Below are 26,169 nucleotides of genomic sequence, written 5' to 3' on the forward strand. Positions count from 1 at the left end.
CGGAGCGGCGGCGCGGGCGACCCGACCCAGTTTGCCGGGCCTCCAGCACTTAAGGCTCCCGCGCCCCTGCGACCGCACATGAGCCAACAGGCCGAGCGCGACCGACTAGTCGAGATTCGACGCGACCTCCACCGCCACCCCGAACCCGCGTGGCGGGAGTTCTACACGACCGCCAAAATCGCTGAAGAGCTGGAACGCATCGGCGTAGACGACCGCTACGTCGGTCCCGACGCCATCGCCGAGGACGCGCGCATGGCGGTCCCCGACGACGAGGAACTGACCGAGTGGTACGAGCAGGCCCGTGAGGCGGGCGCTGACGACGAAATCCTCCAGCAACTCGAAGGCGGCTACACCGGCGCTGTCGCCGTAATTGAAGGCGAGAATCCCGAGGAGGGTCCCGTAGTCGGTCTTCGCGTGGACATCGACGGACTCCTCCGCGCCGAATCCGAGGACGACGACCACGAACCCGCCGCGGAGGGCTTCCGTTCGGAACACGACGGCGCGATGCACGCCTGCGGCCACGACGCCCACGCGACCATCGGATTGGGCGTCATCGAGACCATCAAGGATAGCGACTTCGAGGGGACGCTCAAAGTCTTCTTCCAACCCGGCGAAGAGATGATCGCGGGCGGGAAGTCGATGGCCGAGAGCGACCACCTCGCAGACGTGGACTACCTGCTGGCGGCCCACATCGGACTCGACCACCCGACCGGCGAAATCGTTGCGGGTCTCGGCGGCTTCCTCGCGGTAAGCCACTTTCGGGCCGAGTTCGAAGGCGTTCCGGCCCACGCGGGCGGCGAACCCAACGCCGGAGAGAACGCCGTGCAGGCGATGGCGACCGCGGTCCAGAACCTCTACGCCATCGCGCGCCACGAGGACGGCGCGACCAGAGTCAACGCGGGCAAGGTCGGCGGTGGCACCGCGACCAACATCATTCCCGAGGAGGCCTTCGTGGAGGGCGAGGTCCGGGGCGAGACGACCGAACTCAAAGACTACATGAAAGAGCGCGCCGAGCGCGTCCTCGAATCCGCGGCCGAGATGCACGGTTGCGAGGTCGATATCACGACCAACGGCGAGGCCCCGAGCGCCGAGAGCGACGAGGAGTTGGTCTCTATCGTCGGCGACGTGGCAGGCCAGACGGAAGGCGTCGAGAACGTCGTCCACCGCGACGAGTTGGGCGGGAGCGAGGACGCGACCTACCTGATGCGCGCGGTCCAGCGCAACGGCGGGAAGGCGGCCTACGTCGGCGTCGGCACCGACCACCCCGGCGGCCACCACACCGCGACCTTCGACGTGGACGAGGCGTCGCTCCCCGTCGGTATCGACGTTCTCGCGGGCGCTATCCGTGACATCGCCGACCGACGACCCTGAGCGGGGTAACTGCTATGTGAGTCGGGACCGAGCGAAGAGTGCATGGGGGAAACAGTTCGACCGCCGTCTCGCGGCGCGACTTCCTCGGCGCGGCCGCGGGAACAGTCGCGTCGTCGTACGCTTCGGGGAAAGCACTGGCCCGAGACCAAGAGAACCAGCGCATCATCGACATGACTGACGGCCTCGTGTTCGACCCCGACGACGCGACGGTCGCGCCGGGCACGACCGTCGTCTGGGAGAACGTCGGCAGTATCGGCCACTCGGTGACGGCCTACGAGGACGAGATTCCCGGCGACGCCGATTTCTTCGCGTCGGGGGGCTTCGACGCCGAACAGGCCGCCAGACAGGCCTCCCCCGAGGGCGAGGTCGCGGGCGGGGAGACCTACGAGCACACCTTCGAGGTCGAGGGGACCTACGGCTACTTCTGCATCCCTCACGAGACCGCAGGGATGGTAGCGGAACTCACGGTCTCGGCCGACGCGGGCGGTGGCGACGGCGGTGACAACGGCCTCGTCCCCGACATCCCGAACAGCGCCCGACTCGTCGGCATCGTCACGACGGCCGCGATGGTCTTGGTCGTTCTCCTCGCGTACTTCTTCCTGAAGTATGGCGGCGACTACGGAGTAGAGTAGGAGCCGAATACTGACATTGGAACAACCTTTTCAAATGCGTTGCGATGTTTTTTTATGGGTTGCTGCGGCACGTTTGGGTAGCGCCTGCGGATCGGAGGACAACGACATATGAGTGAGCACGCTATTGAAAACTGTACCGACGCACACGAAATCACCGAACGCACGACTGACGACCGGGACCAACCCCTGAGCGCGGCGGTCATTGAGGCGGTCGCTGACGCGGCCGACCTCGAACCGGCCGAACTCGGGACGCCGCTCTACGATCAAATAGACCCCGACGCCCTCGACAATCTCTTCAGTGACCGTCACAACGGCATGGCCCGCGGGAGCGGCCACGTCGTTTTTACGCTTCTCGACTACGAAGTAACCGTCTACAGCGACGGTTACGTCGTCGTCCGCGAGTAGTTCGTTACTCCACGAGACAGTACCGACCACTCGACCTACCGCCCAGTTCCGACCGGTGCGGCGTCCCCGCGGACCGAGACCCCCGAACGCGTCGTTCCGAAAGCTCTAATCCCGAGGGATTCGAATTCCGGCGTATGGCTGACGACAACGAGGAAGAAGCAGAGCCTGCCGTCGAACTCGGTGAGGGCGAGTCCGTCGAGGGCGCGCCGCTCGCTCGCGTCGCCTCGCGCCTCCACTGGCCCGTCCAGAAGAGCGAAATTCTCCGGAAAGAAAACGGAGCGACCGTCCGGACGCCTGAGGGACCACGCGAACTGGCCGACCTGCTGGAACAGCTCGACGAGACCTACTTCGAGAGCCGACAAGAGTTCCTTGAGATGGTCCGCGACGTGACCGGCACGGGACCAGTCCCGACCGCGAGCGAGTAGCGTGTCGGTCGCCCGGTCGGTCCGCCGGGGCGTCGCCCGGCTGAGTTGGGTTCAGCGCGCGCTCCTCGCGGGTGCCGTCCTGACAGTCGTCTGGATGTCGTGGGACGTGCGCGGACTGAACGAGCGACTGGTCCGGGATACTCTCGTCTACATTCTCGCGCCGCTCGGGCTGGCGTTCCGACACGGCCGCACTCTGGGCTACCGCGTGGACCGGACCGTGATTCGCAACACCATCCTGCTCTCGCTGTTCGTTCTCCCGTTCTACGTCGTCGGGTCGTCGCTCCCGACGATTCGGACTTACTACCCGATGTGGGAGACGAGTCCCGCGCTCGGGCAGTTCCTCCCCCACGCGGCGATGCAGTTCCTCGTCGCGCTCGCCGCCGAGACGTACTACCGGGGACTGCTCTGCGTCGGCGTACGGGAACTCGGGTTCAAGAGCGTCTTCATCAGTCCGGTCGTCTACGCCTTCCACCACATGTACAAGCCGCCCATCGAACTCCTGCTCTCGGGACCGACCGACGTGCTGTTCGGTGCGGTGGACTACAAGAGCAACTCCATCGTACCCTCCGTCGTCGCTCACGGCGTCGGACTGGCGCTGTTGGACTGGTTGGTTCTTCATCCGCCGCTGATTCCCCCCGAGCGCGTGGTTCGATGGCTTCGGTGGCTCCCGATTCCGCTGTGAGGTCGGGTCGAACCACCGGTGCCGTCCGTTTTTTGCACCCCGATATCTGCGAGGGCCGTCCTTTTCACCCTTGACCGCGAAGCGAGTCCTGTATGACACTTCCAATCGACCCCACGGCACTCGACAGCGACGACATCGGCGAGAAGCGCGCGACGCTTGAGATGGACCACCAAGAGGCAGTCGAACACGTCCGCGAGGCGTTCACCGACGCCGGATTCGGCGTCGCTACCGAGTTCTCGCCCTCCGAGATGTTGGCCGAGAAAATCGGTGCGGACCGCGACCCCTACCACGTACTGGGCGCATGCAACCCGAACATGGCCGACCGCGCGCTCGACGCTAGCGACAACCGAATCGGCGCGCTGTTCCCGTGTAACGTCGTCGTCTGGCAGGAGGAACCCGGCCGTCAGACCGTCTACCACGTCAGCATCATGAAGGTCGCGCGACTCGCAGGAATGGCTCCCGACGAGGCAGAGTGGGAGGAAATCGTGAGCGACACCGGCGAGTTCGTCGAAGAAGCGTGGTCGAACCTCGATACGGCCTGACTACTCCTCGTCGTCCAACTCGTCGATTTCCTCGCGGAGACGTTGTACTTCGCGCCGGAGCGATTCGATCTCCTCGCTGGCGGGTTGGTCGGTCTGGGTCTGTCGATAGAGGGCGAGACCACCCGCGATGAGAACTATCGGGATACCGAACAGCAGAATCGCCATGATGAAGATGACAATCAGCTCCATTCCGCCAGGGAAGCCGACTTGAAGGGGTAGCACGGTCGAATAATTGTTCGACCGACAGGATAAACCTTCGCCTGCGAGTCAGGAGAAGTCCGCGAGATTCGCCTGCAGGCCCGAGAGCATGTTCGACTTGCGCCGGAGGTCGGCAAGCGAGACCGGTAGCTGTGGCGCGATTTCTCGAACCGCGTCGTGGAACGTCTCGGTCTCTCCGAACTCGCCCTCGAAGGCGTTGCGGATGCTCTCGCGGATTTGCCAGACGCCGACCGGTGCCCAGTAGTCGTCCGAAACCTCCCGGAGAACGAGACATTTGGCCTGTCGCCCGACGGACTCGAGGTGTTCGAGGACCGCGAGGCGCGACGCGTAGTACGCCCCCGCGGTCTCGTCCACGTAGCCTGTTCGACCCTCGTACCCCTCGTGGGCGCTGGCCATCCACGTTTCGCCGGTCGGGTCTTGGTTCCAGACGCTTCCGGGGGCCTTCATCTCCACGAGTTCGTACTCCCACTGGCCGGGCGTGAGGACGACCCAGTAGCGGTTGCCGATGTACTCGTTGACCCAGACCTGCGTTTGGTCGATGCTCGGTCGGTCCCGTATCTGGCCCCGGAGATACTGGCCGATGGTGTCGTCAACCGCGGTGATCGACCACCGAGTCGGGACGAGTCGCCGGTTCTGCCCGCGGCCGAGCGCACCCGCCGAGAGGATGTCGTTGATGTCGTACACGTCGAACCCTCGGCGGTAGAGGTAGGTCATCGCGCCTTGGGCCTGCCAGTCGTCGTCTTCGAGCGTCTTCTTGACCGGGCGCGGGACGTGGGGGTTCTCCGCGAGGTCCGCCGACGTGGCCCGCGCGGAGGGTCCCGTCGGCGTCGTCACGTCGTCCACGTCCAAATCGAGGTCCAGCGAGTTCGAGAGACCGATTTCCACGTCTACCGGCCGGTCGGCGATGGCGACCTCGCGCTGGGTGCCGACGAACCCGTCCCACGCGTCGGTCACGTTGTCCACGTCCGCGGAGTGGTTCGAGTTCAACAGGCCGGTCCGGTACTGGAGGACGTTGTCGATGTCGAGTCCCTGCTCGTACCACTCGCTACTCGTGGCGAAGTCGGCCGCGCGCTCCTCCTCGCCGACAGGCGAGAGGATGCCGGTCGAGACGTTGGGGTAGTTCGACCGGCCGACGAACACCGAGGGCGAGGTGCTGCCGAACAGCGAGTCGCCCTGCGTGACCTCGGAGAAACGGTCCTCGACCTGCTCGACGTAGTCGAGAATCTCGTAGGACTTCTCCTCGGCGAGTCGGCGCTTGCGGTCGGCCTCGTCCGGGCCGAGTCCCTCGATGTACTCGTCGAGACGCATTCGTCGCTCCTTGGACCCCGAACGCTTTGAACCTTACTCGCTCGGCGGTAGCGGTGTCTCGCGCTGTGGCGTACAGGTGGTTCTGTCCGGCGCGGGCCAGTCGAACCACCGTTTCGCTTGGCTGGCCCGCGACGACTGTCAGGTCACGGCCGGGGTTGGTTCCGTTCTGGTACTTGAACCTACGGACCGCGGAGCCACCCGTGAACCGGGTTTCGGGCGCACTGGGTGGAATCGACCTCGGGACGCGCCGCGCTCTTCGAACCGCCGGACCCCGAACCGTGGCCGCTCCTAATCCGCAGAACGGCCGCTAGCACGCGAAAATAAAACCGGAAAAATCGCCGAGATGGTTTCCGGCGCACACCACCAGTCGCCGAAACTGCGAGTCGTCGGTCGAAAGCGGTCCGTCGAGGCGTTAGCTGTGGATGCCCATCGCCTCGATCTGTTCCTGATACCGGTTGCGGATAGTGACTTCGGTCACTTGGGCCACGTCCGCGACCTCACGCTGGGTCTTCTTCTCGTTGCAGAGCAGCGACGCCGCGTAGATGGCGGCGGCCGCGTACCCCGTGGGCGACTTACCCGAGAGCAGACCCTCCTCGGCGGTGGTCTCGATGATTTCGTTGGCCTTGGTCTGGACTTCCTCGCTGAGTTCGAGTTCGGAACAGAATCGCGGAACGTACTTCTTCGGGTCCACCGGTTTCATCTCCAAGCCGAGTTCTTGGGAGATGTAGCGGTAGGTTCGACCGATTTCCTTGCGTTCGACGCGCGATACCTCCGAGATTTCTTCGAGACTTCGCGGGATGCCCTCCTTTCGACAGGCGGCGTAGAGCGCGCTGGTGGCGACGCCCTCGATGGAGCGCCCCCGAATCAGGTCCTCCTTCAGCGCTCGTCGGTAGATGACGCTGGCCACCTCTCGGACCGACCGCGGGACGCCGAGGGCCGAGGCCATGCGGTCGATTTCGCTGAGTGCGAACTGGAGGTTGCGCTCGCCCGCGTCCTTGGTGCGGATGCGCTCTTGCCACTTGCGCAGGCGATGCATCTGACTTCGCTTCTTCGAGGAGATGGACCGCCCGTAGGCGTCCTTGTCCTTCCAGTCGATAGTCGTCGTCAGGCCCTTGTCGTGCATCGTCTGCGTGGTCGGGGCACCGACGCGCGACTTCTCTTGGCGCTCCTGATGGTTGAACGCGCGCCACTCAGGACCGGGGTCTATCTGCTCTTCCTCGACGACGAGGCCGCAGTCTTCACATACGAGTTCCGCCCTGTCGGAACTCTTTACGAGGTTATCAGAATTGCATTCGGGACATTCCCGTACACCCTCTGACTCATCCTCCGTTTGCTCCGTCTCGGCTTGGCGCTCCCGCTGGCGAGTGGACCGTGTCATCGCACTTTTATAGTAGTAGTGTCGAAGCACTTAAATCCTCGGCCGGTAATGGATGGTTACTCCGAGGTCAGAATACCTCCTGGCGCGCGCCCTCCGCTCTGTGTCCCGCCGGTCGCCGACGTAACTCCCACGAACCGCCATCGGAACGCGTTTATGCGGCTATCGAGGACCAACGTGTATGCCCGTCATCGAGTGCGACGTGGACGCCGCGCGGGAGAAACTGGCCGACGCAGGTGCCGAAGTGTCGGCGGGCAACTCCGACCACGAGCAGTGGCGCGCACAACTGCGCGACGCCAACGCGGTCGCCTACGACGGCAAGGTCGTGGTACAGGGCGCAAGTCCACAGGACATCGAGACGGTTCTCCGAGACGAGGGCGGCCACGCCTACGTCTACTTCGACGGCGCGTGTCGGGGGAATCCCGGACCGTCCTCGGTCGGGTGGGTCATCGTCACCAGCGAGGGCGTCGCCGCCGAGGGGAGCGAGACCATCGGCCGCGCGACGAACAATCAGGCTGAGTACGAGGCGCTGATTCGGGCGGTGCGCGCGGCCCGCGACTACGGTTTCGACACCATCGAGGTGAAGGGTGACTCCGAACTCATCGTCAAACAGGTCACGGGCGCGTGGAACACCAACGACCCGGAACTCCGCGAGCGCCGCGTGACCGTCCGAGAACTGCTCACGGAGTTCGACGACTGGGAGTTGAGCCACGTCCCGAGAGAGATAAACGAGCGCGCCGACAAACTGGCCAACGAGGCCCTCGACGATGCCTGAAACGCACCCTTCTGACGACGCTATCGAGAACGGCGACGAATCGACTGCGGACGGCGAGTCCGCCGACGGCGAACTCCCGAGAGAGACCGTCGAGCGCGCCGAGCGCCTGACGCGACTCGCGCGCGACGCCGTGGACGACGCGGAGGCCGAGGCCTACCGCGAGGAGCGAAGCGAACTCCTCGACGACCACGAGTTCAGGGCGCGCGTCCGCGAGGAGGACCCCGGCGAGACGCTTGTCCTTCACCCCGACGAGTGGCTCGAAGACGGACTGATCCGGACCGAACGCATCGAGGACACCGACCGCGCAGTCGAGATATCGCTGTCCGGGCCGGGCGACCCCGACGAGTGGGAATCAGTCGAGCAACACAACCGCGACATCGCGGCGCGCGTCCGCGAGGTCCACGGCGACGTTCACGGCGACAACGCCGCCGCGTTCGCCGACTTCATGGGGAATCACTACGCTCGGCCGGTCGAATCGGCGACTAGCGACGAACTGTCGGAGTTCTTCTCGGAGTATTTCCCACGGAACGCGTGGCCGACGGAAAAACAACGCAAAACGGTCCAAGAGTCTATCGACCTCGTGTTTGAGGTCGCCGACGAGTAATCGCTCGTCGGGAGAACGCGACTCTTACTCGTTGTCCGCGACGAGGTTGCGAATCTGCTCGGCGCGGTCTTCGCCCGTGACGAACTTCGAGAGCGTCCACTCGAGTAGGTCCACGACGACCGCGAGGCCCTCGTCGGTCAGCTCGTACTGGTTGGTCCGCTTGTCGAGTTCGCTCTTCTCCACGTAGCCCTTCTCGACGAGCGTGTCGAGGTTGGGGTACAGGCGACCGTGATTGACTTCCTCCCCGTAGTAGTCCTCCAGCTCGCGCTTGATGGCGAGTCCGTACATCGCTTCTTCCGAGAGGATGCTCAGGATATTCTTTTGGAAGGCGGTGAGGTTGCGTGCTGTACTAGTCTCTGTGAGTGTCTGTGCCTCTGACATAGACTCTGACACCCTGCGATTTGTCACGATGGTATTTAATCCTTCCCCACTTGGTCGGAGTTTCCACGTTCTACCCCCTAGTTGTACCACTAGTCGTTATGTAAATTGAAGTACCGCCCGAAAATTGCCGGTAATTGTAATGTAATTTTCCTCTTCGCTGCGAAGTCCCCGGACGGCGCAATGCCGAAAGGATTTTCCGGACTTCGGACGGATTTCCGGACTGCAACATGGCTAATCTCTGGGAAGACTTGGAAACCGGACCGAACCCGCCCGAAGAAATCTACGCCGTCGTGGAATGTCTCAAAGGCGAGCGCAACAAGTACGAGTACGACAAGGACATCCCCGGCGTCGTCCTCGACCGCGTTCTCCACAGTAACGTCCACTACCCGAGCGACTACGGCTTCATCCCGCAGTCCTACTACGACGACGAGGACCCCTTCGACGTGCTCGTCCTCGTCGAGGACCAGACGTTCCCCGGCTGTGTCATCGAGGCCCGTCCGGTCGCGCTGATGAAGATGGACGACGACGGCGAACAGGACGACAAGGTCATCGCGGTTCCCTCCGAGGACCCGCGCTACGACAACGTGCAGGACGTAGACGACCTCAGCAGTCAGCAGAAAGACGAAATCTCTGAGTTCTTCGAGACGTACAAGAACCTCGAAGCGGGCAAAGAGACCGAAACGCTCGGCTGGGAAGACAAGGAGTCGGCGAAAGACGCCATCGAGCACGCGATGGACCTCTACGAAGAGAACTTCGCCTAACTGCTCGATTCCCGTTTTCGCGCCGTTTTCTCGTTTTGATACTCTCAGCTTCCGGATAGCCGCCCGAAACTATTTGACGGTGGCCTGAACAACCACGAATCGATGGCTTTCGGGTCCTCGCTCGGCAGTACAGAGATGGTCGTAGTAGCCGTGACGCTCGTCTTCTCGGGCGGGTTGGTCCTTTATGCCGCCCAATCGCTCACCGACTGGCGGCGCGAGGACGGGGACGAACCGGTGGACGCGCTGAAAAACACCGTCGCGGGACAAAACCGCGTCGCGCTCGTCGTCCCCGAGGGACCGAGCATCGACGCGCTCGCGGCCGCGATGGGTCTCCAGACGCTCTGCACCGAGTGGGGCGTCACCGCCCACCTGTTCGCGGAGGGGCCGGTCACGGGCGAGGACAGCAAGACGTTCTCCAACATCTTCGACCTCGAACTGTCGGTCATCGGCGACGGGGCCGAGGAGTTGACCGACGCCGACGCCGCCATCGCGGTCGGCGGCGGCGGCGGCACGCCGCGCCTCTCGAACAACCCGCCGGTCGTCGCCGTCGTTCGCCACCGACCGACCGCCGAGGAGAACATCCTCACGGTCACGCCGACCGACGACGGCGCGACCGCAACGACGATCACGCGCCTGTTGGAAGACGAAAACGTCGTCCCCGACCAGCGAGTCGCCACCGCGCTCCTCCACGGCGTCCGGGCCGGGACCCGCGAGTTCCGCCGGGCGAACGGCAAGCACGACTACGAGGCCGCCGGGTTCCTCCACGCCTACGCCGACCTCGGGCGCATCGAGGACCTGCGCTCGCCGGGGATGAGCGGCGACACCTTCGACGTGATCAGCGACGCTATCGCCAACCGCGAGCGCCGGGCGAGTTTCGCCGTGACGAACGTCGGGTCGGTGCCCTCCGTCTCGGCGCTCGAAGAGGCCGCCGACACGATGCTCCGACTCGAAGGCGTCTCGACCGCCGCCGTCTTCGGCATCCACGAGGAGACCATCGTCGTCTCCTGCCGGGCCGACGACGTGCGGACCAACGCCTTCGACATTCTCGACTCGGCGTTCGGCACCAGCGAGACGACCGGCGGCAACACCGATTCGGCGACCGCTCGCGTCCCGCTCGGCCTGTTCGCGCAGGTCGGCGGCGAACACGAGGAAACCCTCGACATGCTCATCGACGCCAGCACCCGGAAGGCGCTGTTCGAGGCGTTCGAGAGTTCGTAGCGACTCCGCGTCCTTGTCGTCTCTCAAATCCTTCGGTCGTGCCCCATTCCTTCATCATCTTTCACGTCGTGGGCCGTGACTACGAAAAGAAATTTCATGTGTCCGCTCGTTCTACCGGGATACATGGGTCTCTTCGACAAGCTTCGTGGCGACGACAAGCCCCGCGTGGCGTTCCTCGGTATCGACGGCGTTCCGTACAGTTTCCTTAAGGACCACTTCGACGAGTTCGAGCATCTGGCCGCCCTCGCTGAGGAAGGTTCCTCGGGTGCGATAGACAGCATCGTGCCGCCCGAGTCGTCGGCCTGCTGGCCGTCGCTGACGACCGGCGTTAACCCCGGAAAGACCGGCGTCTACGGCTTTCAGGACCGAGAAATAGGCTCCTACGACACCTACGTCCCGATGGGCCGCGACGTGCAGGCGACCCGCCTCTGGGACCGTGTGCAGGACGCCGGACGGGACGCCACCGTCATGAACGTCCCCGTCACTTTCCCGCCCCAGCGCAACGTCCAGCGGATGGTCTCGGGGTTCCTCTCGCCGAGCATCGACAAGGCCGCGTACCCTGACGAACTGCGCGATTACCTGCAGTCCATCGACTACAAACTCGATGCGAACCCGAAACTCGGACACGACGAAGACAAAGAAGCGTTCATCGAGGACGCCCACAAGACGCTCGACGCGCGCTACGAGGCGTTCAAACACTACCTCCAGCAGGACGACTGGGACCTCTTCTTCGGCGTCTTCATGACGACTGACCGAGTGAACCACTTCCTCTACAAGCACTACGAGGAGGACATGGAGTACAAAGAGGAGTTCGTAGAGTTCTACCGGAAGGTGGACCGCTATCTCGGCGAGATTCGCCAGAATCTCCCCGACGACGTAACGATGATGGTCGCCTCCGACCACGGGTTCACCTCGCTGGACTACGAGGTCCACTTCAACGAGTGGCTTCGACAGGAGGGGTGGCTCTCCTACGAGGACGACGACCACGAGGAGTTGGGCGACATCAGCGACGACACCGAGGCCTACTCGCTCATCCCCGGCCGGTTCTACATCAACCTCGAAGACCGCGAACCTCGCGGGAGCGTCCCCGAGAGCGAGTACGAACAGAAGCGCGCGCAACTCAAGGAGGCGCTCGAAAACCTCGAAGGTCCCGAGGGCCGGAAGGTCTGTGACCGCGTGGTCGAGAAGGAGGAGGCGTTCCACGGCGACCACGACGACATCGCGCCCGACCTCGTCGCCATCCCGAACCACGGCTTCGACCTCAAGGCCGGGTTCAAGGGTCACGCGGACGTGTTCGGTCACGGTCCCCGCAACGGTATGCATAGCTTCGACAACGCCTCGCTGTTCGTGGACGACCCCGACGCGACGATTCGGGACGTGGACCTCTACGACATCGCGCCGACGATTCTCGACCTGATGGAGATGGAGTACGACGCGGGCGAGTTCGACGGGAAGAGTCTCGTCTGAGGACCGGAGAAGTTCTGACTTGACCGAGTCCGGTTTTTGCCGCTACGAGAGACCGGCAGTTCGTCCGCCGAGGTCCGGATTTCGAAGCGAGTACCGGACTTCGATTTCGTCGTACCACACGACTGGCCGTTTCGCTCGCCCGTCCTGTTCGAGTTCGAGGACGCCGAGTTCGGCGAGTTCGTTTACCGCGGTCGAGACGTTTTTTACGTCGCGCTCGACGGCACGAGCTAACTCTCGGACGCTCGCTGGCTCGTCGTTCAGCGTCGCCCGGAGCAACGCGAGATTTTTCGGGTTCAACACCCGGTCGAGTGCTTCTTCGTCCGGCAGACTGAGAACGTGGGTCTCCGCGACCTCGTCGCCTGATTCGAGTCCGCTGAGGTCGTCTAATGCGTCTTCGAAAAACGATTCGGCCGATTCGACGCGAATCGTGAGCGTCGTCGGGTCGATTTCTGGTTCGGTCATGGTAAGGGTGTGTTTGAAACGTCGTTCGAGTGTCGTCAGCGGTGCAACTGGAGGTGAACCGGAATTTCCCGAGCGAACTGCCGGAGCAACGTTTCGTATCCCGGAAACTCGACCTCCTCGACGTGTTCTCCTTCGTGTCTCTCGTGTACGCCGTGGTGGTTGTCGTACCGAAGATACGGAACATCTGCCCCTTTCTCTGCGTAGTGGTACGCGTACTTGACCCCGTTTGGAAACTTCTCTGAACAGGGGACACGAAGAACGCGAAGTTTCACGATGTCGGTACCAAAGTCACGGCGACGGTCGAAAACGACGACAACATCGTCGCGGTCGCTCGGAGCCATCGACATATGTTGGTATCATTGCCAACAATATGAATGTTGGCATTCGGACCAACGAAACTCCGCCAGCAAAATCGAACCGGTCGCTAAATCAAGTCCTCTAGCTCGTCGTTGTGGAACTGCTCGGCCGGGTCCTCGTCGGGTTCGTCGGCCTCCTTGCTCGCTTCCTTCGCGCGTTCGAGGAACTCCTCGACGCGCTCGGAGCGTTCGACGCCGCCGAGAACGATGAGCGCCGCGAGTCGGTCGCTGTCGAGCGGGAAGTCACCGCCTCGGACCTGTAGACTGCCGGTCTCCTGTTCGACCCACTTTCGCGCGCGCTCGACGCCCTTTCGCGGGATGGACTCCGGTTGTCCGGCAACGACGAGGAGACCGGAATCGGCCTCGATGGCGTTCGGGAGGCTAAGATTGCTCAACAGGGCCTTCCGGGTCATCGAGGTCACGGCGTTGACGTTCTCCTCGGCGTCCTCGGCGGCCTTCGCACTGGCGAACCCGAGCGTGGCGATACCACCCGAGCGGAGTGTGTTGATGACCTCGCTGGAGTCAACGACGCTCTCGCCGACGCCTTCGACCGCTTCGCCCGAGGCGAACAGCAGGCCGACGCGCTGGGCGATGTTCTGGTTTATCTTCTCGAAGGCCTCGCCCATGCTCTCGCCCGAGGTGTGCCACGCGTCATTGTCGATGAGGAGCGTCGCGTCGGCCTCCCGGACGAGGGTCTTGAGCGAGCGCCCGGCGTTGGCCTGATACATCGCCCCCTCGCCCCGGCCGGGGAGGACGCCGAGTCCGTACACCGGAATCTGGTAGACGCGGTTGAGTTCGCGCGCGAGGACGGGCGCGCCGCCCGACCCCGTGCCGCCACCGAGTCCCGCGACGACGAAGATAGCCTCGGCCTGCGCGGTGATACGGCCGTCCAAGGCGTCCATCACCTGCGTCGCGTCGTTCTGCATGACTTCGGCACCCAACTCGTTGTCACCGCCGACGCCGTGGCCTTTCACGCGGTCCTGTCCGATCAGCACTGTATCGAGGTCTAGCTCTCGAAGGTCCGCCTTCGCGGAGTTGACAGCGAGGGCTCCCTGTACCGCATCGAAACCCATCTTCTGGTCGTACTGGGCCAGTCGCTGGGTGAGTTTCCCCCCGGCCTGTCCGACACCAATCAGGACGACTTTCATGCACGGTGAGTCGAATTGACGGCTAATCAACCTTCCGGCGTCCGAGCCTTCTCCTGTTTGTTATCTCCGAGACGCGGTAGTTTGGAGTTTTTTTAACTCGACTCGGAACTGTATCGGAATCGCCACCGTCCCCAGTAGACGTAGGTTTAAATACCGGAACGTCACGAACCGCCACCATGTCCGACGCCGATGCACTCGAACGGCGACTCCGCGCCGTGGAACGCGCGCTGACCGACGACGACAGCGACCTGACGGACCTTCGGGACGCCGCGGAGTTAACCCGCGAAGTCGAAACGCTGTCCGCGCGACTCGACGATGTGGACGAGCGCCTCGACGAACTCAACGCCGCGACGCAGGCGCTCCGGGGGTACGTCGGCAACGTCCGCGCGGTCAACGAGTCGGTCGAGAGCCGGGCCGACGCCGCGCTGGCGAAAGCCGAAGCGCTGGAGACGGCGCTCGATGCCGAGCGTCCGGAGCGTCCAGAGTGCCCGGAGCACCCAGAGCATGACGCGACCGACGACCGCGCTCGCTCGGAGCGACACTGCAGATGCGAATCTGGGCGGGCCACTCCCTCGAAGCGCAGGAGGGCGAGGTTCGAGACCGACGACAAAGTTGGTGACGCGACTCACGAAGACGACGAGTTCGGTGACAGGACGCCCGAGACCGACCAGCGGGGCCTGCTCGACCGCATCGCGGAGCGACTGTAGTGCTTCGACTGGTCCTCGCCGTCGCGCTCGCAGTCGCGCTGGTCGCGGCCGCGACGCCCGCGATTGAGGACGCGCGAGCGACCCGGAGCGAACGTCTCGCGGAGCGCGAACTCGACCGAATCGAGGCGGCCGCGACGACGCTCGCCAGCGAGGACGCACCCGGCGCGCGCCGGACGCTCGCGGTGTCGCTCCCAGAGCGGTCGCCGACGGCGGCCGCGCTCGGCGTCGTCGCTATCGGCGGCGTTCCGGACGGAGAGTCAGCGCCGGGACAGTCGGTTCGAGCGAACGACTCCGCCGAGCGCGACGTGATGGTCTTCGGGGTCGCGGGCGCGCCCCGACAGGTCCGGCGAGTCGGCACCGACCTGCGGGTGGTTCGGAATGGTGCGGTAGCCGAGTCGGACGCGTCGGCGCTGGTCCTCCGCGGCGGCGAGACCTACGCGGTCACGCTCCGACTGGTCCGACTCGACGGGCGGCCGACGGTGGTCGTCTCGGCGAACGTTGGGTAGATAATACGTCGGTGACGTCCCTCACGGGATGGTGGCCACCGCATTCGGAATCCGAAAGAAAGCAAACGTGGAGTTGACGGCGGATTTATAACCACCGTACTGCCGTCGCGTGAATGTGGACCGTTCGGAAAACGAGTGGGCGCTACAGGATTTGAACCCGTGGCAGCTTGGTCCGAAGCCAAGTACTCTGTCCAGACTGAGCTAAGCGCCCGCACTCAACCCTACTGTCTCGCTCGTTTTAAACACAATGATTTCGACCGACCGTGTGCTGGCTTACCGTGGCTCAGTCGGAGACGACGCTGTTCCAGTCGATGCGGTCGATGATGCAACTCCCGCAGTCGGGGCAGGTCTGGCGGTCGAGCGAGAACGCCGCGCCGCAGTCCTTGCACTCGTAGGTCTCCTCGGGGTCGTCCGTACAGACCACGCGCGCAAGCTTTTCGGCGAGACTCATGGCACTACGAACGCTCATTTCTACGAACTAGGTTAAGTCGTTTTTCATTCCTCTTCCCAAGGATATGCCCGAGAGAGTCTGAAAAGATATTTTTCACCGCCCTCTACCCCGGCTCGAATCGTCGCTTGAGCGTCGCTACGACGACGAGGTCAGTCCCAGATGCGTCGCCACCGCGTCGGCGTCGTTCGGCGATGACCCGTCCTCTCGACCGGCGACGCCCTCGCTCGCGCCGCTTCGGGCGTCGTTGAGAAGCGCGGCGAGGGTGCGCCCGACCAGTCGGGCGTCGGCGTCCGAGAGACCGCCGAACAGGTCGGGACCGAGCGCGCGCCGGAGGTCCGCACGGAGACGCCCGTCGGACGCCGACGCGTCCTCCTCGCGGTGCGCTCGCAGTCGAAGCCACGTCCGAACCGTCGCGGTCAGATACCTGCGGGCCAGTCGCTCGGGGTCGGGCGCACTCGGAATCGTGGCGAGATAGGCCGCGGCGTTCGAATCGGCGACGGCGACGTTCTCGGCGACCCACTCGCGGACCGCCGACGCGGACGCGTCCAGGTCGAGCGCATCGGCGGCGCGCTCACAGATGTCGGTCTCCTCGTCGGCGACGCGGTGGAAGGCGTCGCCGACGACGACGGTGTCCGCGCCAGCGTCGAGTATCGCCTCGGCGCGCTCGCGGGAATCGACACCGCCGCCGTACCAGAGCCGCGACCACGTCAGCCCATCGGAGATGGCGGCGAGCGTCTCGGCGGCCTCGTCGCCGCCGTAGGTCCCCGAGTATTCGAGGTAGACGAGTTCGCTTTCGAGGTGGCGCTCGGCCGCCATCGCGCGCTGCTTGGCCTCGCGGGGCGACAGCAGGTCCGAGTCGGTGACGTTGGCCTCGCGCGCCGCGGCGCTGTCGGGGTTCTGGATGACGTAAGCCTCGAACACCGCGTCGGCGAGGAGCCACGAGGTCGCCGAGTCCGCGAGCGCGTCGGTGACGACGGCCGGGAGCCACGGGAAGCGCGCGCTCAACACTTCGGGGACAATCTCCTCGCGGATGTACTCGGTGCCCGCGCCCAACTGGCCGACGAGCGACTGGGAGTCGCCGTTCAGCACCTCGGGGATGGCCAGCAGGTCGGCCTGCTCGCGGGTCTTCGGAGTGACGTGGCGCGGGCCGCTCGGTTCGTGGAACACCGGAACCGAGGCGGGCGCGAGTAGGTCGAAGGTCTGCTCGGTGTTCGTCGCGTTCACGTCGGCCGACCCGCCGACCGACACCGCGCCGGAGTGGCGGAGATAGAGCGGATAGAGCAGCGGGAGTTTCTTTTCGTCTTCCGGGTCCACTTTGGTGACGTGAGTCCAGTCACCCGGAACCGGGTTGGTATCGACCGGGAGGACGGTCCGGGCGGCCAGCGAGACCCCGCGACCGAGGCGACCGAGCAGTCGCGCGGCACCGTCGAAACTCGTCATACAGGCCCACAACCTGCCGTGAGATAGATAAATAGCTCGCTTCATCGAGCGGCGACCGACTCGGTAACGCCCTCGGAGAACACAACCCTCAAATACTGCGGCGGGAGACTCACGTTCACATGGGTAGCGTTCGGTCCCGAATCCCGGCGACTGTGCGGGCGCTGTTCGGCCACCTCGCTGAGTCGCGGGACCCGCGGGTCGTGACGATGGTGTTGCTCCGCAACGAGGTCGAGTCCGAAATCGAGTCGATGACCGAGCGCCTGTTTCTGAGCGTCGAGCGAGACCTCCAGCGGGCGCGCGAGGACGGCGACCTCGACCCCGCGCCCGGCGCGGAAGACGAGCAGGCCCGATTCGACTACGACACGCGACTGGTCCTGCCCGCACTGTTGACGCTCGGGCGTATCCACGTCGTCGCTGGCGACGTACCGCTCGCCAGAACCGGCCGCGACGTGGACCGCGAGTTCGTCGCTCGCGGGCGAGAGACGACGCGGAACGTCGTGCGTGCGCTCCTCGACGGCGACATGCGCGACGCCATCAACGACGACGAGTACGAGGACTTCGAGACGAACCTCCGACCGCGAGAACGCGTGGCCGAACTCGCGCAGGCCAGCCTTCAGGAGGGCGTCGAGTCGTGGTTCGACAGCGAAGGGACGCCCCCGGAGGTCCGGGCGGCCTACGAGCGCGCGGTCGAACTCTCCGAGCGCCATCAGGACGACGACGAGGCGTTCCGCGACCTGCTCGATAGATTCCACGACTCGGCGGCCGGGTCCGACGAGCGCGCGGAAGTCACCGACGCAATCCGCGAAGAGTACAAGTTCGCCGACAGCGAGGGGGCGGACCTCTTCGAGGCGGCGACGGACTTGCCGTACTTCGCCACGCAGTACGCCCGCGTCGGCGTCCTCTACGAGGACATGCTCAACATGTACGAGGCCGACCTTGGCGTGGCGTTGGGCGAGGGGTTCAAGCGCGCAATCGTCCTCATGGTCGTCGGCGCACAGATAGGGCTGGACGACACCGACGACTACCCCGAAGACAGGGGCACGCAGCTCACCCCCGTCACCGCCGAGTTGAATCTGGCGGACGACCGAGCGGTCGGGGTCGAACGCCTCCGGCGCATCGTGAACGCCTACCTCGACCGGGCCGACGACTGCGCCGACGACGGCGACCACCTCACGCGAATCGCCATCGAGTACATCCGCCAGCAGTCGCTCGACCGCATCGAACGACTGGGCGCGTAAGCCGACCGAGCGCGTGACGGCCGGGCGCGAGACGTGAACTAGATAGTGGCAGGCAGAGCGCTACTCTGCGAGTCGGTGCCTCGGGAGTAATCAAAAAGAATATAAGCGGAAGAGGATATTTTACTGCCAGACGACGCCGGGACGGGGCTAGCCGCGACCCCGTTCCGGTCGCAACTCTACGCGAGGAATCGCCATGTACGGATTGGGAGAGGTCTGTCCGGGGGTCAAGGTCGAACCGGGGACGAACCTCCTGGTGGCCGGGCCACCGATGACGGGCAAACGAACTCTCGCTCTGGAGATTCTCGCACACGGAAGCCGTCGCGGGGACGGCACCATCGTCGTCACGACGAAGGACGGCGGCGAAGACGTGCGCGAGGACCTCCGTGAGTTGCTCGGCCGCGATGAAAGCGGTCCCGTCGGCATCGTGGACTGCGTCTCCAAGCAACAGGGCATGAACCCCTCCCAGAGCGACCACATCGCCTACGCCTCCTCTCCGAAGGACATGACCGGCATCGGGATTCAGCTTTCGGAGTTTCTACAGGGGTTCTACAAGGAGAAGAACGTCCAGCGAAACCGAATTTTGCTCCACTCGCTCTCGACGCTGTTGATGTACTCGAACCTCCAGACGGTGTTTCGGTTTCTTCACGTATTCACCGGTCGGGTCCAGAGCGCCGACGCACTGGGTGTGTTCGTCATCGACTCGACGGCCCACGACCAGCAGACGATGAGTACGCTCCAGCAGTTGTTCGACGGCCAAATCGAGGTCCGCGAGGGCGAGGACAACCACTCGGAACTCCGCGTGAAGGGTATCGGCAATGACACCGACTGGCGGCCGGTTCCCGGCCGCTGACTGTCGCTACCTCAACCCTTTTGGCCGCAGGCGGCGTCACGTTACCTATGCCCGTAGAGAGCGACGCCGAACTCCGCGAAATCCTCGGGATGACCCGCATCGCGGTCGTCGGGTGTTCCTCGACGCCCGGCAAGGACGCCCACGAGATTCCGAAGTACCTGCTCGACAGCGGCTACGAGGTGATTCCGGTGAACCCGACCGCCGACGAGATTCTGGGCCGGAAGGCCTACGACTCGCTGTCGGCGGTCGAGGAGACCGTCGATATCGTGGACGTGTTCCGGCCGAGCGACGAGGTGTCGGGCATCGTCGATGAGGCGCTGGACCGCGACGACGTGGCAGTGGTCTGGACCCAACTCGGCATCGCCGACGAGGAGGCCGCCGCGCGCGCTGAGGAGGCCGGACTGCGCGTCGTGCAGGACAAGTGTCTCAAGGTCGAACACCAGCGACTGGTGGCCTGAGCGGTCTCGGTCTCCGACATCCCTGTCGGCCGAGCAGTCGGGTCGCCGCTCGCGGTCCCGAGAACCCTCGGAGCCGTTTTGTCCGTCGAGCGCGTATCGACCGCCAATGACTGTGACTGCGGACACCGCCACCGTCTTTCTCGACTTGGACGACACCATCTGCGAGCAGCCCCGCTCAACCGCCGACCGACTCGCCGACGCCTTCGATACCGCGGGCGTTGACCCCTTCTTCGGCGTCCCGGAGTTCCGGCGCTGGCTGGCGCGCGTGACGGCCGACTCGCTGGTCGAACTCCGCGAGCGGTGTTTCACCGGCATCGCCGACGAGCAGGGTCGGGACCCCGCGGACGCGCTGGCGGTGGCCCGCGCCTACGAGGACCCTGACCCGACCGCAGTCGAGTTCCTGCCCGGCGCGGAGTCGGCGCTGGACGCTCTCGGCGCGCGCCACGACCTCGCGCTTGTGACCAACGGCGACCGGGAGACCCAGCGCGCGAAGTTGGCCGCGCTGGACATCGCCGACCGATTCGCCGCGGCGACGTTCGCGGGGTCGAACGGCGTGGTCAAACCCGACCCCGACCCGTTCTACCGGACGCTCTCGGCGCTGGGCATCGAGGCCAGCGAGGCGGTCCACGTCGGCAACTCTCTGCGCTCGGACGTGGCGGGCGCGCAGGCCGCGGGCGTGGCGGCCGTCTGGTTGGCCCGCGCCGAGGCGGACGGCAACTGCGTGCCGGAGTACCGCATCGACTCGATGCACGACCTGCACGCGCCGCCGTGGACGTGAATCCGGAGTAGTTGGCTCACCCTCGGTCGATGTGTAGCGAAGTAGCTACTGCCGACTTTGAGAGGCTATCTCGCTACCGCGAGACGATGGAGAACGTCGAGTGGGAGCTAGCTACTACCGACGCCACTCATACCGCAACCGCACAGCATACAGCACCGCGCCCCACGCGCCGGGGCGTTCGTTTCGACGGCCGCTTTCGCCAGAACGCTACCCCACCGTTTTCTCCCTGCAAGTCCTACGTTCGGCCATGAGCGACGACGAGAGTTCCACCGAAGCGACCGACGACGCCCCGTCGATTTCGCCCGCGGACCTTCACGACCGACTCCGGCGCGGCGAGCGCGTCTCCCTGCTCGACGTGCGCAACCGCGACGAGTTCGAGGCGTGGCGGATTACGGGCGAAAGCGTCGATGCCACGCAGGTCACGTACGCCGAGTTCATGGCCGCGAAGGCCCGCGGCGAGGTCGGCGAGTTCGTCGCGGACCTCGACCTCCGAGAGCCAGTGGTCGCGGTCTGTCCCCGCGGCGAGGTCAGTGCGACCGTCGCCGAACTCCTCCGCGAGGAGGGCATCGACGCCCGGAACCTCGACGCCGGAATGGAGGGCTGGGCGCGGGTCTATGCCGGGCGCGAGGTCCCACTCTCCGGAGACGCCACCGACACGGACCTGACCGTCATCCAGTACGACCGCCCGGCGAGCGGTTGTCTCGCGTATCTGGTCGTCTCTGGCGACGAGGCCGCAGTCGTGGACCCGCTACGGGCGTTCGCCGACCGCTACGTCGCCGACGCGGAGTCGCGCGGTGCCGACCTCCGGTACGCCATCGACACGCACGTCCACGCCGACCACCTCTCGGGCGTCCGGAAACTGGCGAGCGAGACCGACGCCGAGGCGGTCCTGCCCGCTGGCGCGGCCGAGCGCGGCCTCGCCTTCGACGCCACCCTGCTCGAAGACGGCGACGAGATTCGGGTCGGCGACGCGACGCTGACCGCGCTCTACGCGCCCGGCCACACGACCGAACTGACCGCGTTCCAACTCGGCGAAATCCTCCTTTCGGGGGACGCGCTCTTCGCGGACAGTTTCGGCAGGCCGGACCTCGAACGCGGCGACGAGGGTGCCCGCGACCTCGCGGGCACCCTCTACGAGACGCTGACCGACCGCCTGCTCGCGCTCCCCGACGAGACGCTGGTCGCGCCCGGCCACCGGACGCCCGACTCCGACCCGAATCCCGCCGAAAACGAGACCTTCACGGCGAGACTCGACGCGGTGCGCGACCGACTTCGGATTCCCGACGAGAAAGAAGCGTTCGCGGATCGGGTTCTCGACTCGCTCTCGGCGCGGCCCGCCAACTACGAGGAGATTATCTCCGCGAATCTCGGCCGGGAGTCGCCGGACGACGAGGCGGCTTTCGAGATGGAACTCGGGCCGAACAACTGCGCGGTGGCCGCCGAGAGCGACTGACTCCCCGCAACTGTGGCCGCCGGTCAGGACGCTCCGCTATCCGTCGCTCGCCGGAAGCGCAAACCCTTCACCCCCGTACTCCGTGCGTTCGGTATGGAAATCGACCCGGACGAGGAGTCCTCGCTGTACCGGACGCTCGCGGGCGCGGTCGTCCCCCGACCCATCGCGTGGGTCAGCACGACCGGACCCGAGGGTGTGGACAACCTCGCGCCCTACAGCTTTTTCAACGTCGTTGCGGTGGACCCGCCGGTGGTGATGTTCTCGCCCGTGGACGACGGCGGCGCGCCCGGTGGCCTGAAGGACACGCCCCGAAACGTCCGCGAGACCGGCGAGTTCGTCGTCAACGTCGTCACCGAGTCGGTCGCCGAGGCGATGAACGAGACCAGCGCGACCCTTCCCGCGGGCGAGAGTGAGTTCGACCGCGCCGCGGTCACGCGGGCCGACTCAACGGTCGTCGCGCCGCCCCGCGTCGCGGAGTCGCCGGTCGCTTTCGAGTGTTCGCGCTACGAGATGGTGGACGTGGGCGACTCCACGATGGTGCTTGGCGAAGTCGAGTGGGTCCATCTGGACGACGACGTGACGACCGACGGGAAGGTAGACGTGGAGAAGTTGGACGCCGTTGGCCGACTCTCGGGGAGTCTCTACGCGACGACCGAAGAGCGATTTTCGATGGAGCGCCCGCCCTGAAGGGTCTCCGTCGTTCCGTCGAGTGTCGTGAAACGATGCCCCACAGCCCGACAAAGGTTTTACCGACGGGGCCAGTTGCTCGGAGTGAACGACCGCGAAGTGACCGCCTGACTCTCAAACATGGAAGAACGCATTGAACAAACCGACGAACCCGTAACGCCCGACCGAATCGCCGCCGACCTGCGCGACCTCGGCGTCGAGTCCGGCGAGACCCTGCTGGTCCACTCGTCGCTGTCGTCGCTCGGGTGGGTCACGGGCGGCGCGCCCGCCGTCGTGGACGCGCTGATGGCGGTCCTCACGCCCGAGGGAACGCTGGTGATGCCGACTCACTCGTCGCAGTACACCGACCCCGAGGTCTGGGAGAACCCGCCGGTCCCCGACGACTGGGAGGAGACTATTCGGACCGAGCGCCCGCCCTACCGGCCCGCAGTGACGCCGACGTGGAACGTCGGCGCGATTCCGGAGTGCTTCCGTACCTATCCCGAGGTCCACCGGAGTCGCCACCCGACCTACTCGTTCGCGGCGTGGGGTGCCGACGCCGAGGAAATCGTCGCCGACCACTCCTTCGAGAACGGACTCGGCGAAGAATCACCGCTCGCGGAGATTTACGAGCGCGACGGCAGGATTCTCATGCTCGGCACGGAGTTCGACACGAACACCTCGTTCCACCTCGCGGAGCATCGCGCCGACCGCGAGCAAGAAGTTTCGACCCACGAGACGACCGTCGTCGGCGACGATGGCGACCCAGAGATGATTACGCTCGAACATCTCTCCTACGAGGCCGACGACTTCGCCGACGCGGGCGAGGACTTCGAGAACGACCGTCCGGAAGCAGTCACGCGGGGGACGGTCGGTCCCGCGGACGCGAGACTCGTCTCCCAGCGGGCGGTCGTGGACTACGGCACGGAGTGGTTCGAGAAGAATCGGGAGTAGCGAGACGAGCGGAAGCGCAGTCATCGGGATTATCGTAGCAAGTCCGTGGTTCTCACGATAGGGTTCGGCGTAATCGTGCGACAGTACCCTCGTTCCGGTCGGTGAATCTCTGAAGCACTACGAGAATCCCTATCAGTCGTCGTCGGCCGCCGCAGCCTCGTTCTCCAGCGTGCCGGTCTCGTCCTCGATGCTCGGCGGGTACTTCCCGCGGTCCAGTTTCAGGTCGCTCTGCGGGCGGGCCATGCAGGTCAGCGCGTACTCCTCGGCCTCCTCGTCGGTGAGGCCGCGGGCCGCGGGTTGGGTCACGTCGCCCTCGACGATTTCGGCCGAGCAGGCCAGACACATCCCGACGCGGCAGGAATACTCCTGCGCGATGCCTTCCTCGATGCATTTGCTCAGGATGGTCTCCTTGTCCGACATCTCGATGGTCTCGCCCGTGCCGACGAATTCGACGGTGTACTCGGTCATACCTCGTGCTACGAAACTCCGTCACTTTACTCTTTATCGCCGGGCCGCGCCCCGTAGATTACCGAGAGTGTCGGCGTCGAAGCGACAGAACGTCGATTCGCTCATAAAGAGTTTTGCCCTCTCCGTCACGTAGCCGAAGGCATGACTACGCACGAGTGCGACATCGTCGTCGTCGGGGCGGGAACGGCGGGTTGCTACGCCGCCGCGACCGCGGCGCGCGAAGGGTACGATGTCGTCATCGTCGAGCGCAAGGACGAGGAGGAAGCGGGCCACATCGCCTGCGGCGACGCGCTGAAGGGCGCGGACGACTTCCCCGAGGCCATCCCGAAGTCCCAGTTGGAGTCGTCCTTTACCAACACGGACGTGGACCACGGCCGGTTCGAGATTCCCCAAGAGAACACGGTCCTCGAAATTCCGGTGCCCGGCGAGTTGGCGGTCATCGACCGCTGGGAATACGGCCGCCGCATCATCGAGGGTGCCGAGCGCGCGGGCGTCGAGTTCCACTACGACACAGTGGTCAAGGACGTGACCCAGCGCGAGGACGGCCGGGTCACGGGCGTCCGCGGCAAGCGCAAGGGCGACATCCAGCGCTACGATGCCGACATCGTCGTGGACGCCGCGGGGTCGCTGTCGATTCTTCAGGACAAGGCCAACCTCGAAAGTCCCACCTTCGACACGAACGTCACCTACTCGCAGTTCTGCTCGGCCTACCGCGAAATCGTGGAGGTCGAAGAGCCGGTGGCGTGGGACGACGCGCTCGTGTTCAAGCCTACCGAGCGCGCGGCGGGCTATCTCTGGTACTTCCCGCGGACCGACACCGAAATCAACGCGGGGCTGGGTTTCCAGATGACCGAAGAGCCGATGCATCTCGTGGACGACCTGAAACAAGATCTCCGGAATCGCTCGGAGTTCCAGAACGCGACGGTCAAGGACAAACTCGGCGCGGCGCTCCCGACGCGCCGCCCCTACGACTCGGCGACAGCGCCGGGATTCATGGCGATTGGCGACGCCGCGGGCCACGTCAACCCGACCACGGGCGGCGGCATCGCGGGCGCGGCCTACGCCGGTAAGTACGCCGCCGAGGCCGCCATCGACGCCATCGAGGACGGCGACGTGGGCGAGGCGAACCTCTGGGAGTACAACCAGCGCGTGATGGACCACTTCGGGGCGCGCTACGCCGGACTGGACGTGTACAACATCTTCTCGACCGCGGTGGACGTGGACGACCTGATGGGTCTGCTGGGCGCGCTCCCGGCGACGAAACTGGCCGAGGCACTCTACTCCGGTAGCGCGAACATCGGGTGGTGGCTCAAGATACAGATGGCGATCAAGTCGTTCGGCCACTGGGACCTCGTCTATGACCTCTACGAGACGAAGAACCTCGCGGACGACCTCATCGACCACTACGAGAAGTACCCGAGTCGCCCGCAGGGGCTGGAACCGTGGCAGCGCAAGCGCGACTCGCTGATGGAAGACATCTACGCGACGACCGGCGCGGACCCCAAATACTAGAACCTTTTACTGCGGTCGAGCGCGCCGTAGGCGCGCTCTTCCTTGTGAAACGTTCATGAAAAACACCGGAAGACAAACCGCGTCTTCCAAGCCGTCGTTCGCTCCGCTCACGACGACACGGCGGTCGTCCCGCCACTCACTCCGTTCGCTTTGGTCCTCCCTTGGTCCGCTCGCTTCGCTCGCGGCGAACCGCGCTCACTGCGTTCGCCCGGACGTTGGTGCCTCGCGTGGAGGGTCGAGCCGTCACGATTTCACCACACCTTTCTCGGTGTCTCACTTCCTGTAGGATATGACCGACCTCGAAGACGCAGTTTCGGAGTTCCTGAGCGAGACCGACGCCGTGTATGAGGAGTACGACAAAGGATACATGGACGCCGACGCCGCCCTGAGCCGAATCGAGAAGGAAGTCGAAGAACTCCGAGAACAGGCCCGTTCGGAGTAGAAGCGAAACACCTCGTTCACAGCGAGCGACTGAAAGGAGCGAGCGCACCAGCAACTTCTGCAGTGCGGTTCACAGAGCAGTTCTACCGCGAGCGAGGAGCGAAGCGACGAGCGAG

General features: G+C 65.0%; 32 protein-coding genes and 1 tRNA gene. 22 read left to right on the forward strand and 11 right to left on the reverse strand.

The genetic code is table 11. The features are described from left to right. The first annotated feature begins 78 nt into the window (after positions 1-78). The 6 genes from EP007_RS10705 to EP007_RS10730 all read left to right on the forward strand — a co-directional run bounded on the left by EP007_RS10705 (position 79) and on the right by EP007_RS10730 (position 4,057). On the forward strand, positions 79-1,371 hold the full coding sequence (locus EP007_RS10705) for an amidohydrolase (RefSeq protein ID WP_128477649.1): 1,293 nt from the start codon (positions 79-81) through the stop codon (positions 1,369-1,371). Between the two features lie 38 nt (positions 1,372-1,409). Continuing rightward, positions 1,410-2,003, forward strand: a complete 594-nt coding sequence (locus EP007_RS18270; RefSeq protein WP_368408073.1) for a plastocyanin/azurin family copper-binding protein — start codon at positions 1,410-1,412, stop codon at positions 2,001-2,003. Positions 2,004-2,111: 108 nt separating this feature from the next. Next, on the forward strand, positions 2,112-2,408 hold the full coding sequence (locus EP007_RS10715; protein WP_166035540.1) for a HalOD1 output domain-containing protein: 297 nt from the start codon (positions 2,112-2,114) through the stop codon (positions 2,406-2,408). A gap of 134 nt (positions 2,409-2,542) precedes the next feature. After that, positions 2,543-2,833: a DUF5789 family protein gene (locus tag EP007_RS10720; RefSeq protein WP_128477650.1), complete on the forward strand. Its 291-nt coding sequence runs from the start codon at positions 2,543-2,545 to the stop codon at positions 2,831-2,833. 1 nt (position 2,834) lies between these two features. Beyond that, positions 2,835-3,515 carry a CPBP family intramembrane glutamic endopeptidase gene (locus EP007_RS10725; protein WP_243700367.1) on the forward strand — a complete coding sequence of 227 codons (681 nt, stop codon included), beginning with the start codon at positions 2,835-2,837 and terminating at the stop codon, positions 3,513-3,515. A 92-nt stretch (positions 3,516-3,607) separates the two neighbouring features. Then, positions 3,608-4,057, forward strand: coding sequence for a DUF302 domain-containing protein (locus EP007_RS10730; RefSeq protein ID WP_128477651.1), 450 nt, complete (start codon positions 3,608-3,610; stop codon positions 4,055-4,057). On the opposite strand, the gene EP007_RS10735 is transcribed toward EP007_RS10730, so the two are convergent. The 3 genes from EP007_RS10735 to EP007_RS10745 form a co-directional block, all read right to left on the reverse strand. After that, a complete protein-coding gene (locus EP007_RS10735) occupies positions 4,058-4,279 on the reverse strand; it encodes a hypothetical protein (RefSeq protein ID WP_208023484.1) in 222 nt (73 codons plus the stop codon). 45 nt (positions 4,280-4,324) lie between these two features. Beyond that, a complete protein-coding gene (gene nreA, locus EP007_RS10740; protein WP_128477652.1) occupies positions 4,325-5,584 on the reverse strand; it encodes a DNA repair protein NreA in 1,260 nt (419 codons plus the stop codon). 412 nt (positions 5,585-5,996) lie between these two features. Beyond that, on the reverse strand, positions 5,997-6,962 hold the full coding sequence (locus EP007_RS10745; RefSeq protein WP_128477653.1) for a transcription initiation factor IIB: 966 nt from the start codon (positions 6,960-6,962) through the stop codon (positions 5,997-5,999). 178 nt (positions 6,963-7,140) lie between these two features. Between EP007_RS10745 and rnhA the strand changes: the two genes are divergently transcribed. Together rnhA and EP007_RS10755 are read left to right on the forward strand one after the other, a co-directional pair. Continuing rightward, positions 7,141-7,734, forward strand: coding sequence for a ribonuclease HI (rnhA, locus tag EP007_RS10750; protein ID WP_128477654.1), 594 nt, complete (start codon positions 7,141-7,143; stop codon positions 7,732-7,734). Then, on the forward strand, positions 7,727-8,338 hold the full coding sequence (locus tag EP007_RS10755; RefSeq protein ID WP_166035542.1) for a DUF7108 family protein: 612 nt from the start codon (positions 7,727-7,729) through the stop codon (positions 8,336-8,338). Before rnhA ends, EP007_RS10755 begins: the two co-directional genes overlap by 8 nt. A gap of 24 nt (positions 8,339-8,362) precedes the next feature. On the opposite strand, the gene EP007_RS10760 is transcribed toward EP007_RS10755, so the two are convergent. Further along, positions 8,363-8,719 carry a PadR family transcriptional regulator gene (locus tag EP007_RS10760; protein WP_128477655.1) on the reverse strand — a complete coding sequence of 119 codons (357 nt, stop codon included), beginning with the start codon at positions 8,717-8,719 and terminating at the stop codon, positions 8,363-8,365. Between the two features lie 227 nt (positions 8,720-8,946). On the opposite strand from EP007_RS10760, the gene EP007_RS10765 reads away from it, so the two are divergent. From EP007_RS10765 to EP007_RS10775, 3 genes are all read left to right on the forward strand, one after another. After that, complete coding sequence (locus EP007_RS10765; RefSeq protein WP_128477656.1) at positions 8,947-9,480, forward strand: inorganic diphosphatase; 534 nt, start codon at positions 8,947-8,949, stop codon at positions 9,478-9,480. Between the two features lie 102 nt (positions 9,481-9,582). Continuing rightward, a complete protein-coding gene (locus EP007_RS10770) occupies positions 9,583-10,698 on the forward strand; it encodes a DHH family phosphoesterase (RefSeq protein ID WP_128477657.1) in 1,116 nt (371 codons plus the stop codon). A 123-nt stretch (positions 10,699-10,821) separates the two neighbouring features. Further along, positions 10,822-12,165, forward strand: a complete 1,344-nt coding sequence (locus tag EP007_RS10775; protein ID WP_128477658.1) for an alkaline phosphatase family protein — start codon at positions 10,822-10,824, stop codon at positions 12,163-12,165. A 42-nt stretch (positions 12,166-12,207) separates the two neighbouring features. Here EP007_RS10775 and EP007_RS10780 read toward each other — a convergent pair whose 3' ends face one another. From EP007_RS10780 to EP007_RS10790, 3 genes are all read right to left on the reverse strand, one after another. Further along, positions 12,208-12,627: an HVO_A0114 family putative DNA-binding protein gene (locus EP007_RS10780; RefSeq protein WP_243700368.1), complete on the reverse strand. Its 420-nt coding sequence runs from the start codon at positions 12,625-12,627 to the stop codon at positions 12,208-12,210. A 35-nt stretch (positions 12,628-12,662) separates the two neighbouring features. Then, positions 12,663-12,968 carry a toxin-antitoxin system TumE family protein gene (locus tag EP007_RS10785; protein WP_128477659.1) on the reverse strand — a complete coding sequence of 102 codons (306 nt, stop codon included), beginning with the start codon at positions 12,966-12,968 and terminating at the stop codon, positions 12,663-12,665. Between the two features lie 83 nt (positions 12,969-13,051). Then, positions 13,052-14,131 carry a tubulin/FtsZ family protein gene (locus EP007_RS10790; RefSeq protein ID WP_128477660.1) on the reverse strand — a complete coding sequence of 360 codons (1,080 nt, stop codon included), beginning with the start codon at positions 14,129-14,131 and terminating at the stop codon, positions 13,052-13,054. A gap of 176 nt (positions 14,132-14,307) precedes the next feature. Between EP007_RS10790 and EP007_RS10795 the strand changes: the two genes are divergently transcribed. Both EP007_RS10795 and EP007_RS10800 read left to right on the forward strand, forming a co-directional pair. Further along, a complete protein-coding gene (locus EP007_RS10795) occupies positions 14,308-14,838 on the forward strand; it encodes a DUF7310 family coiled-coil domain-containing protein (protein WP_128477661.1) in 531 nt (176 codons plus the stop codon). Beyond that, the gene (locus tag EP007_RS10800; protein WP_128477662.1) at positions 14,838-15,344 is read left to right on the forward strand and encodes a DUF7311 family protein; all 507 of its coding nucleotides are present in this window, start codon (positions 14,838-14,840) and stop codon (positions 15,342-15,344) included. The genes EP007_RS10795 and EP007_RS10800 overlap by 1 nt, the downstream gene beginning before the upstream one ends. Before the next feature lie 136 nt (positions 15,345-15,480). Here EP007_RS10800 and EP007_RS10805 read toward each other — a convergent pair. From EP007_RS10805 to EP007_RS10810, 3 genes are all read right to left on the reverse strand, one after another. Further along, positions 15,481-15,555, reverse strand: a tRNA-Arg gene (locus tag EP007_RS10805). 72 nt (positions 15,556-15,627) lie between these two features. After that, complete coding sequence (locus EP007_RS17495; RefSeq protein WP_166035544.1) at positions 15,628-15,795, reverse strand: hypothetical protein; 168 nt, start codon at positions 15,793-15,795, stop codon at positions 15,628-15,630. A 135-nt stretch (positions 15,796-15,930) separates the two neighbouring features. Then, positions 15,931-17,235 carry a geranylgeranylglyceryl/heptaprenylglyceryl phosphate synthase gene (locus tag EP007_RS10810; RefSeq protein WP_128477663.1) on the reverse strand — a complete coding sequence of 435 codons (1,305 nt, stop codon included), beginning with the start codon at positions 17,233-17,235 and terminating at the stop codon, positions 15,931-15,933. A 119-nt stretch (positions 17,236-17,354) separates the two neighbouring features. Between EP007_RS10810 and EP007_RS10815 the strand changes: the two genes are divergently transcribed. The 7 genes from EP007_RS10815 to EP007_RS10845 all read left to right on the forward strand — a co-directional run bounded on the left by EP007_RS10815 (position 17,355) and on the right by EP007_RS10845 (position 23,632). Further along, positions 17,355-18,473: a hypothetical protein gene (locus EP007_RS10815; RefSeq protein WP_128477664.1), complete on the forward strand. Its 1,119-nt coding sequence runs from the start codon at positions 17,355-17,357 to the stop codon at positions 18,471-18,473. Between the two features lie 193 nt (positions 18,474-18,666). Next, positions 18,667-19,323: an RAD55 family ATPase gene (locus EP007_RS10820; RefSeq protein WP_128477665.1), complete on the forward strand. Its 657-nt coding sequence runs from the start codon at positions 18,667-18,669 to the stop codon at positions 19,321-19,323. 47 nt (positions 19,324-19,370) lie between these two features. After that, entirely contained in the window at positions 19,371-19,781 is a 411-nt protein-coding gene (locus tag EP007_RS10825) for a CoA-binding protein (protein ID WP_128477666.1), read from the forward strand. Positions 19,782-19,887: 106 nt separating this feature from the next. Continuing rightward, positions 19,888-20,559 (forward strand): HAD family hydrolase, encoded by a 672-nt coding sequence (locus tag EP007_RS10830; RefSeq protein WP_243700369.1) that lies wholly within the window; start codon positions 19,888-19,890, stop codon positions 20,557-20,559. Between the two features lie 247 nt (positions 20,560-20,806). Then, positions 20,807-22,012 (forward strand): MBL fold metallo-hydrolase, encoded by a 1,206-nt coding sequence (locus tag EP007_RS10835; RefSeq protein WP_128477667.1) that lies wholly within the window; start codon positions 20,807-20,809, stop codon positions 22,010-22,012. A 93-nt stretch (positions 22,013-22,105) separates the two neighbouring features. After that, positions 22,106-22,699: a flavin reductase family protein gene (locus tag EP007_RS10840; protein WP_128477668.1), complete on the forward strand. Its 594-nt coding sequence runs from the start codon at positions 22,106-22,108 to the stop codon at positions 22,697-22,699. A 120-nt stretch (positions 22,700-22,819) separates the two neighbouring features. Next, positions 22,820-23,632, forward strand: a complete 813-nt coding sequence (locus EP007_RS10845; protein WP_128477669.1) for an aminoglycoside N(3)-acetyltransferase — start codon at positions 22,820-22,822, stop codon at positions 23,630-23,632. A gap of 132 nt (positions 23,633-23,764) precedes the next feature. Here EP007_RS10845 and EP007_RS10850 read toward each other — a convergent pair whose 3' ends face one another. Continuing rightward, positions 23,765-24,100, reverse strand: a complete 336-nt coding sequence (locus EP007_RS10850) for a 2Fe-2S iron-sulfur cluster-binding protein (RefSeq protein WP_128477670.1) — start codon at positions 24,098-24,100, stop codon at positions 23,765-23,767. 141 nt (positions 24,101-24,241) lie between these two features. On the opposite strand from EP007_RS10850, the gene EP007_RS10855 reads away from it, so the two are divergent. Further along, complete coding sequence (locus tag EP007_RS10855; protein ID WP_128477671.1) at positions 24,242-25,612, forward strand: geranylgeranyl reductase family protein; 1,371 nt, start codon at positions 24,242-24,244, stop codon at positions 25,610-25,612. Positions 25,613-25,901: 289 nt separating this feature from the next. Next, positions 25,902-26,054 (forward strand): hypothetical protein, encoded by a 153-nt coding sequence (locus tag EP007_RS17500; RefSeq protein WP_166035546.1) that lies wholly within the window; start codon positions 25,902-25,904, stop codon positions 26,052-26,054. The last annotated feature ends 115 nt before the right edge of the window (positions 26,055-26,169 follow it).

The organism is Halorussus pelagicus (assembly GCF_004087835.1).
Classification (GTDB): domain Archaea; phylum Halobacteriota; class Halobacteria; order Halobacteriales; family Haladaptataceae; genus Halorussus; species Halorussus pelagicus.

Coding starts and splice junctions, on each gene's coding strand:
- EP007_RS10705 (WP_128477649.1), top strand. CDS start 79: ATGAGCCAACAGGCCGAGCGCGACCGACTAGTCGAGATTCGACGCGAC.
- EP007_RS10715 (WP_166035540.1), top strand. CDS start 2,112: ATGAGTGAGCACGCTATTGAAAACTGTACCGACGCACACGAAATCACC.
- EP007_RS10720 (WP_128477650.1), top strand. CDS start 2,543: ATGGCTGACGACAACGAGGAAGAAGCAGAGCCTGCCGTCGAACTCGGT.
- EP007_RS10730 (WP_128477651.1), top strand. CDS start 3,608: ATGACACTTCCAATCGACCCCACGGCACTCGACAGCGACGACATCGGC.
- nreA (WP_128477652.1), bottom strand. CDS start 5,584: ATGCGTCTCGACGAGTACATCGAGGGACTCGGCCCGGACGAGGCCGAC.
- EP007_RS10745 (WP_128477653.1), bottom strand. CDS start 6,962: ATGACACGGTCCACTCGCCAGCGGGAGCGCCAAGCCGAGACGGAGCAA.
- rnhA (WP_128477654.1), top strand. CDS start 7,141: ATGCCCGTCATCGAGTGCGACGTGGACGCCGCGCGGGAGAAACTGGCC.
- EP007_RS10755 (WP_166035542.1), top strand. CDS start 7,727: ATGCCTGAAACGCACCCTTCTGACGACGCTATCGAGAACGGCGACGAA.
- EP007_RS10760 (WP_128477655.1), bottom strand. CDS start 8,719: ATGTCAGAGGCACAGACACTCACAGAGACTAGTACAGCACGCAACCTC.
- EP007_RS10765 (WP_128477656.1), top strand. CDS start 8,947: ATGGCTAATCTCTGGGAAGACTTGGAAACCGGACCGAACCCGCCCGAA.
- EP007_RS10770 (WP_128477657.1), top strand. CDS start 9,583: ATGGCTTTCGGGTCCTCGCTCGGCAGTACAGAGATGGTCGTAGTAGCC.
- EP007_RS10775 (WP_128477658.1), top strand. CDS start 10,822: ATGGGTCTCTTCGACAAGCTTCGTGGCGACGACAAGCCCCGCGTGGCG.
- EP007_RS10780 (WP_243700368.1), bottom strand. CDS start 12,627: ATGACCGAACCAGAAATCGACCCGACGACGCTCACGATTCGCGTCGAA.
- EP007_RS10785 (WP_128477659.1), bottom strand. CDS start 12,968: ATGGCTCCGAGCGACCGCGACGATGTTGTCGTCGTTTTCGACCGTCGC.
- EP007_RS10790 (WP_128477660.1), bottom strand. CDS start 14,131: ATGAAAGTCGTCCTGATTGGTGTCGGACAGGCCGGGGGGAAACTCACC.
- EP007_RS10795 (WP_128477661.1), top strand. CDS start 14,308: ATGTCCGACGCCGATGCACTCGAACGGCGACTCCGCGCCGTGGAACGC.
- EP007_RS17495 (WP_166035544.1), bottom strand. CDS start 15,795: ATGAGTCTCGCCGAAAAGCTTGCGCGCGTGGTCTGTACGGACGACCCC.
- EP007_RS10810 (WP_128477663.1), bottom strand. CDS start 17,235: ATGACGAGTTTCGACGGTGCCGCGCGACTGCTCGGTCGCCTCGGTCGC.
- EP007_RS10815 (WP_128477664.1), top strand. CDS start 17,355: ATGGGTAGCGTTCGGTCCCGAATCCCGGCGACTGTGCGGGCGCTGTTC.
- EP007_RS10820 (WP_128477665.1), top strand. CDS start 18,667: ATGTACGGATTGGGAGAGGTCTGTCCGGGGGTCAAGGTCGAACCGGGG.
- EP007_RS10825 (WP_128477666.1), top strand. CDS start 19,371: ATGCCCGTAGAGAGCGACGCCGAACTCCGCGAAATCCTCGGGATGACC.
- EP007_RS10830 (WP_243700369.1), top strand. CDS start 19,888: ATGACTGTGACTGCGGACACCGCCACCGTCTTTCTCGACTTGGACGAC.
- EP007_RS10835 (WP_128477667.1), top strand. CDS start 20,807: ATGAGCGACGACGAGAGTTCCACCGAAGCGACCGACGACGCCCCGTCG.
- EP007_RS10840 (WP_128477668.1), top strand. CDS start 22,106: ATGGAAATCGACCCGGACGAGGAGTCCTCGCTGTACCGGACGCTCGCG.
- EP007_RS10845 (WP_128477669.1), top strand. CDS start 22,820: ATGGAAGAACGCATTGAACAAACCGACGAACCCGTAACGCCCGACCGA.
- EP007_RS10850 (WP_128477670.1), bottom strand. CDS start 24,100: ATGACCGAGTACACCGTCGAATTCGTCGGCACGGGCGAGACCATCGAG.
- EP007_RS10855 (WP_128477671.1), top strand. CDS start 24,242: ATGACTACGCACGAGTGCGACATCGTCGTCGTCGGGGCGGGAACGGCG.
- EP007_RS17500 (WP_166035546.1), top strand. CDS start 25,902: ATGACCGACCTCGAAGACGCAGTTTCGGAGTTCCTGAGCGAGACCGAC.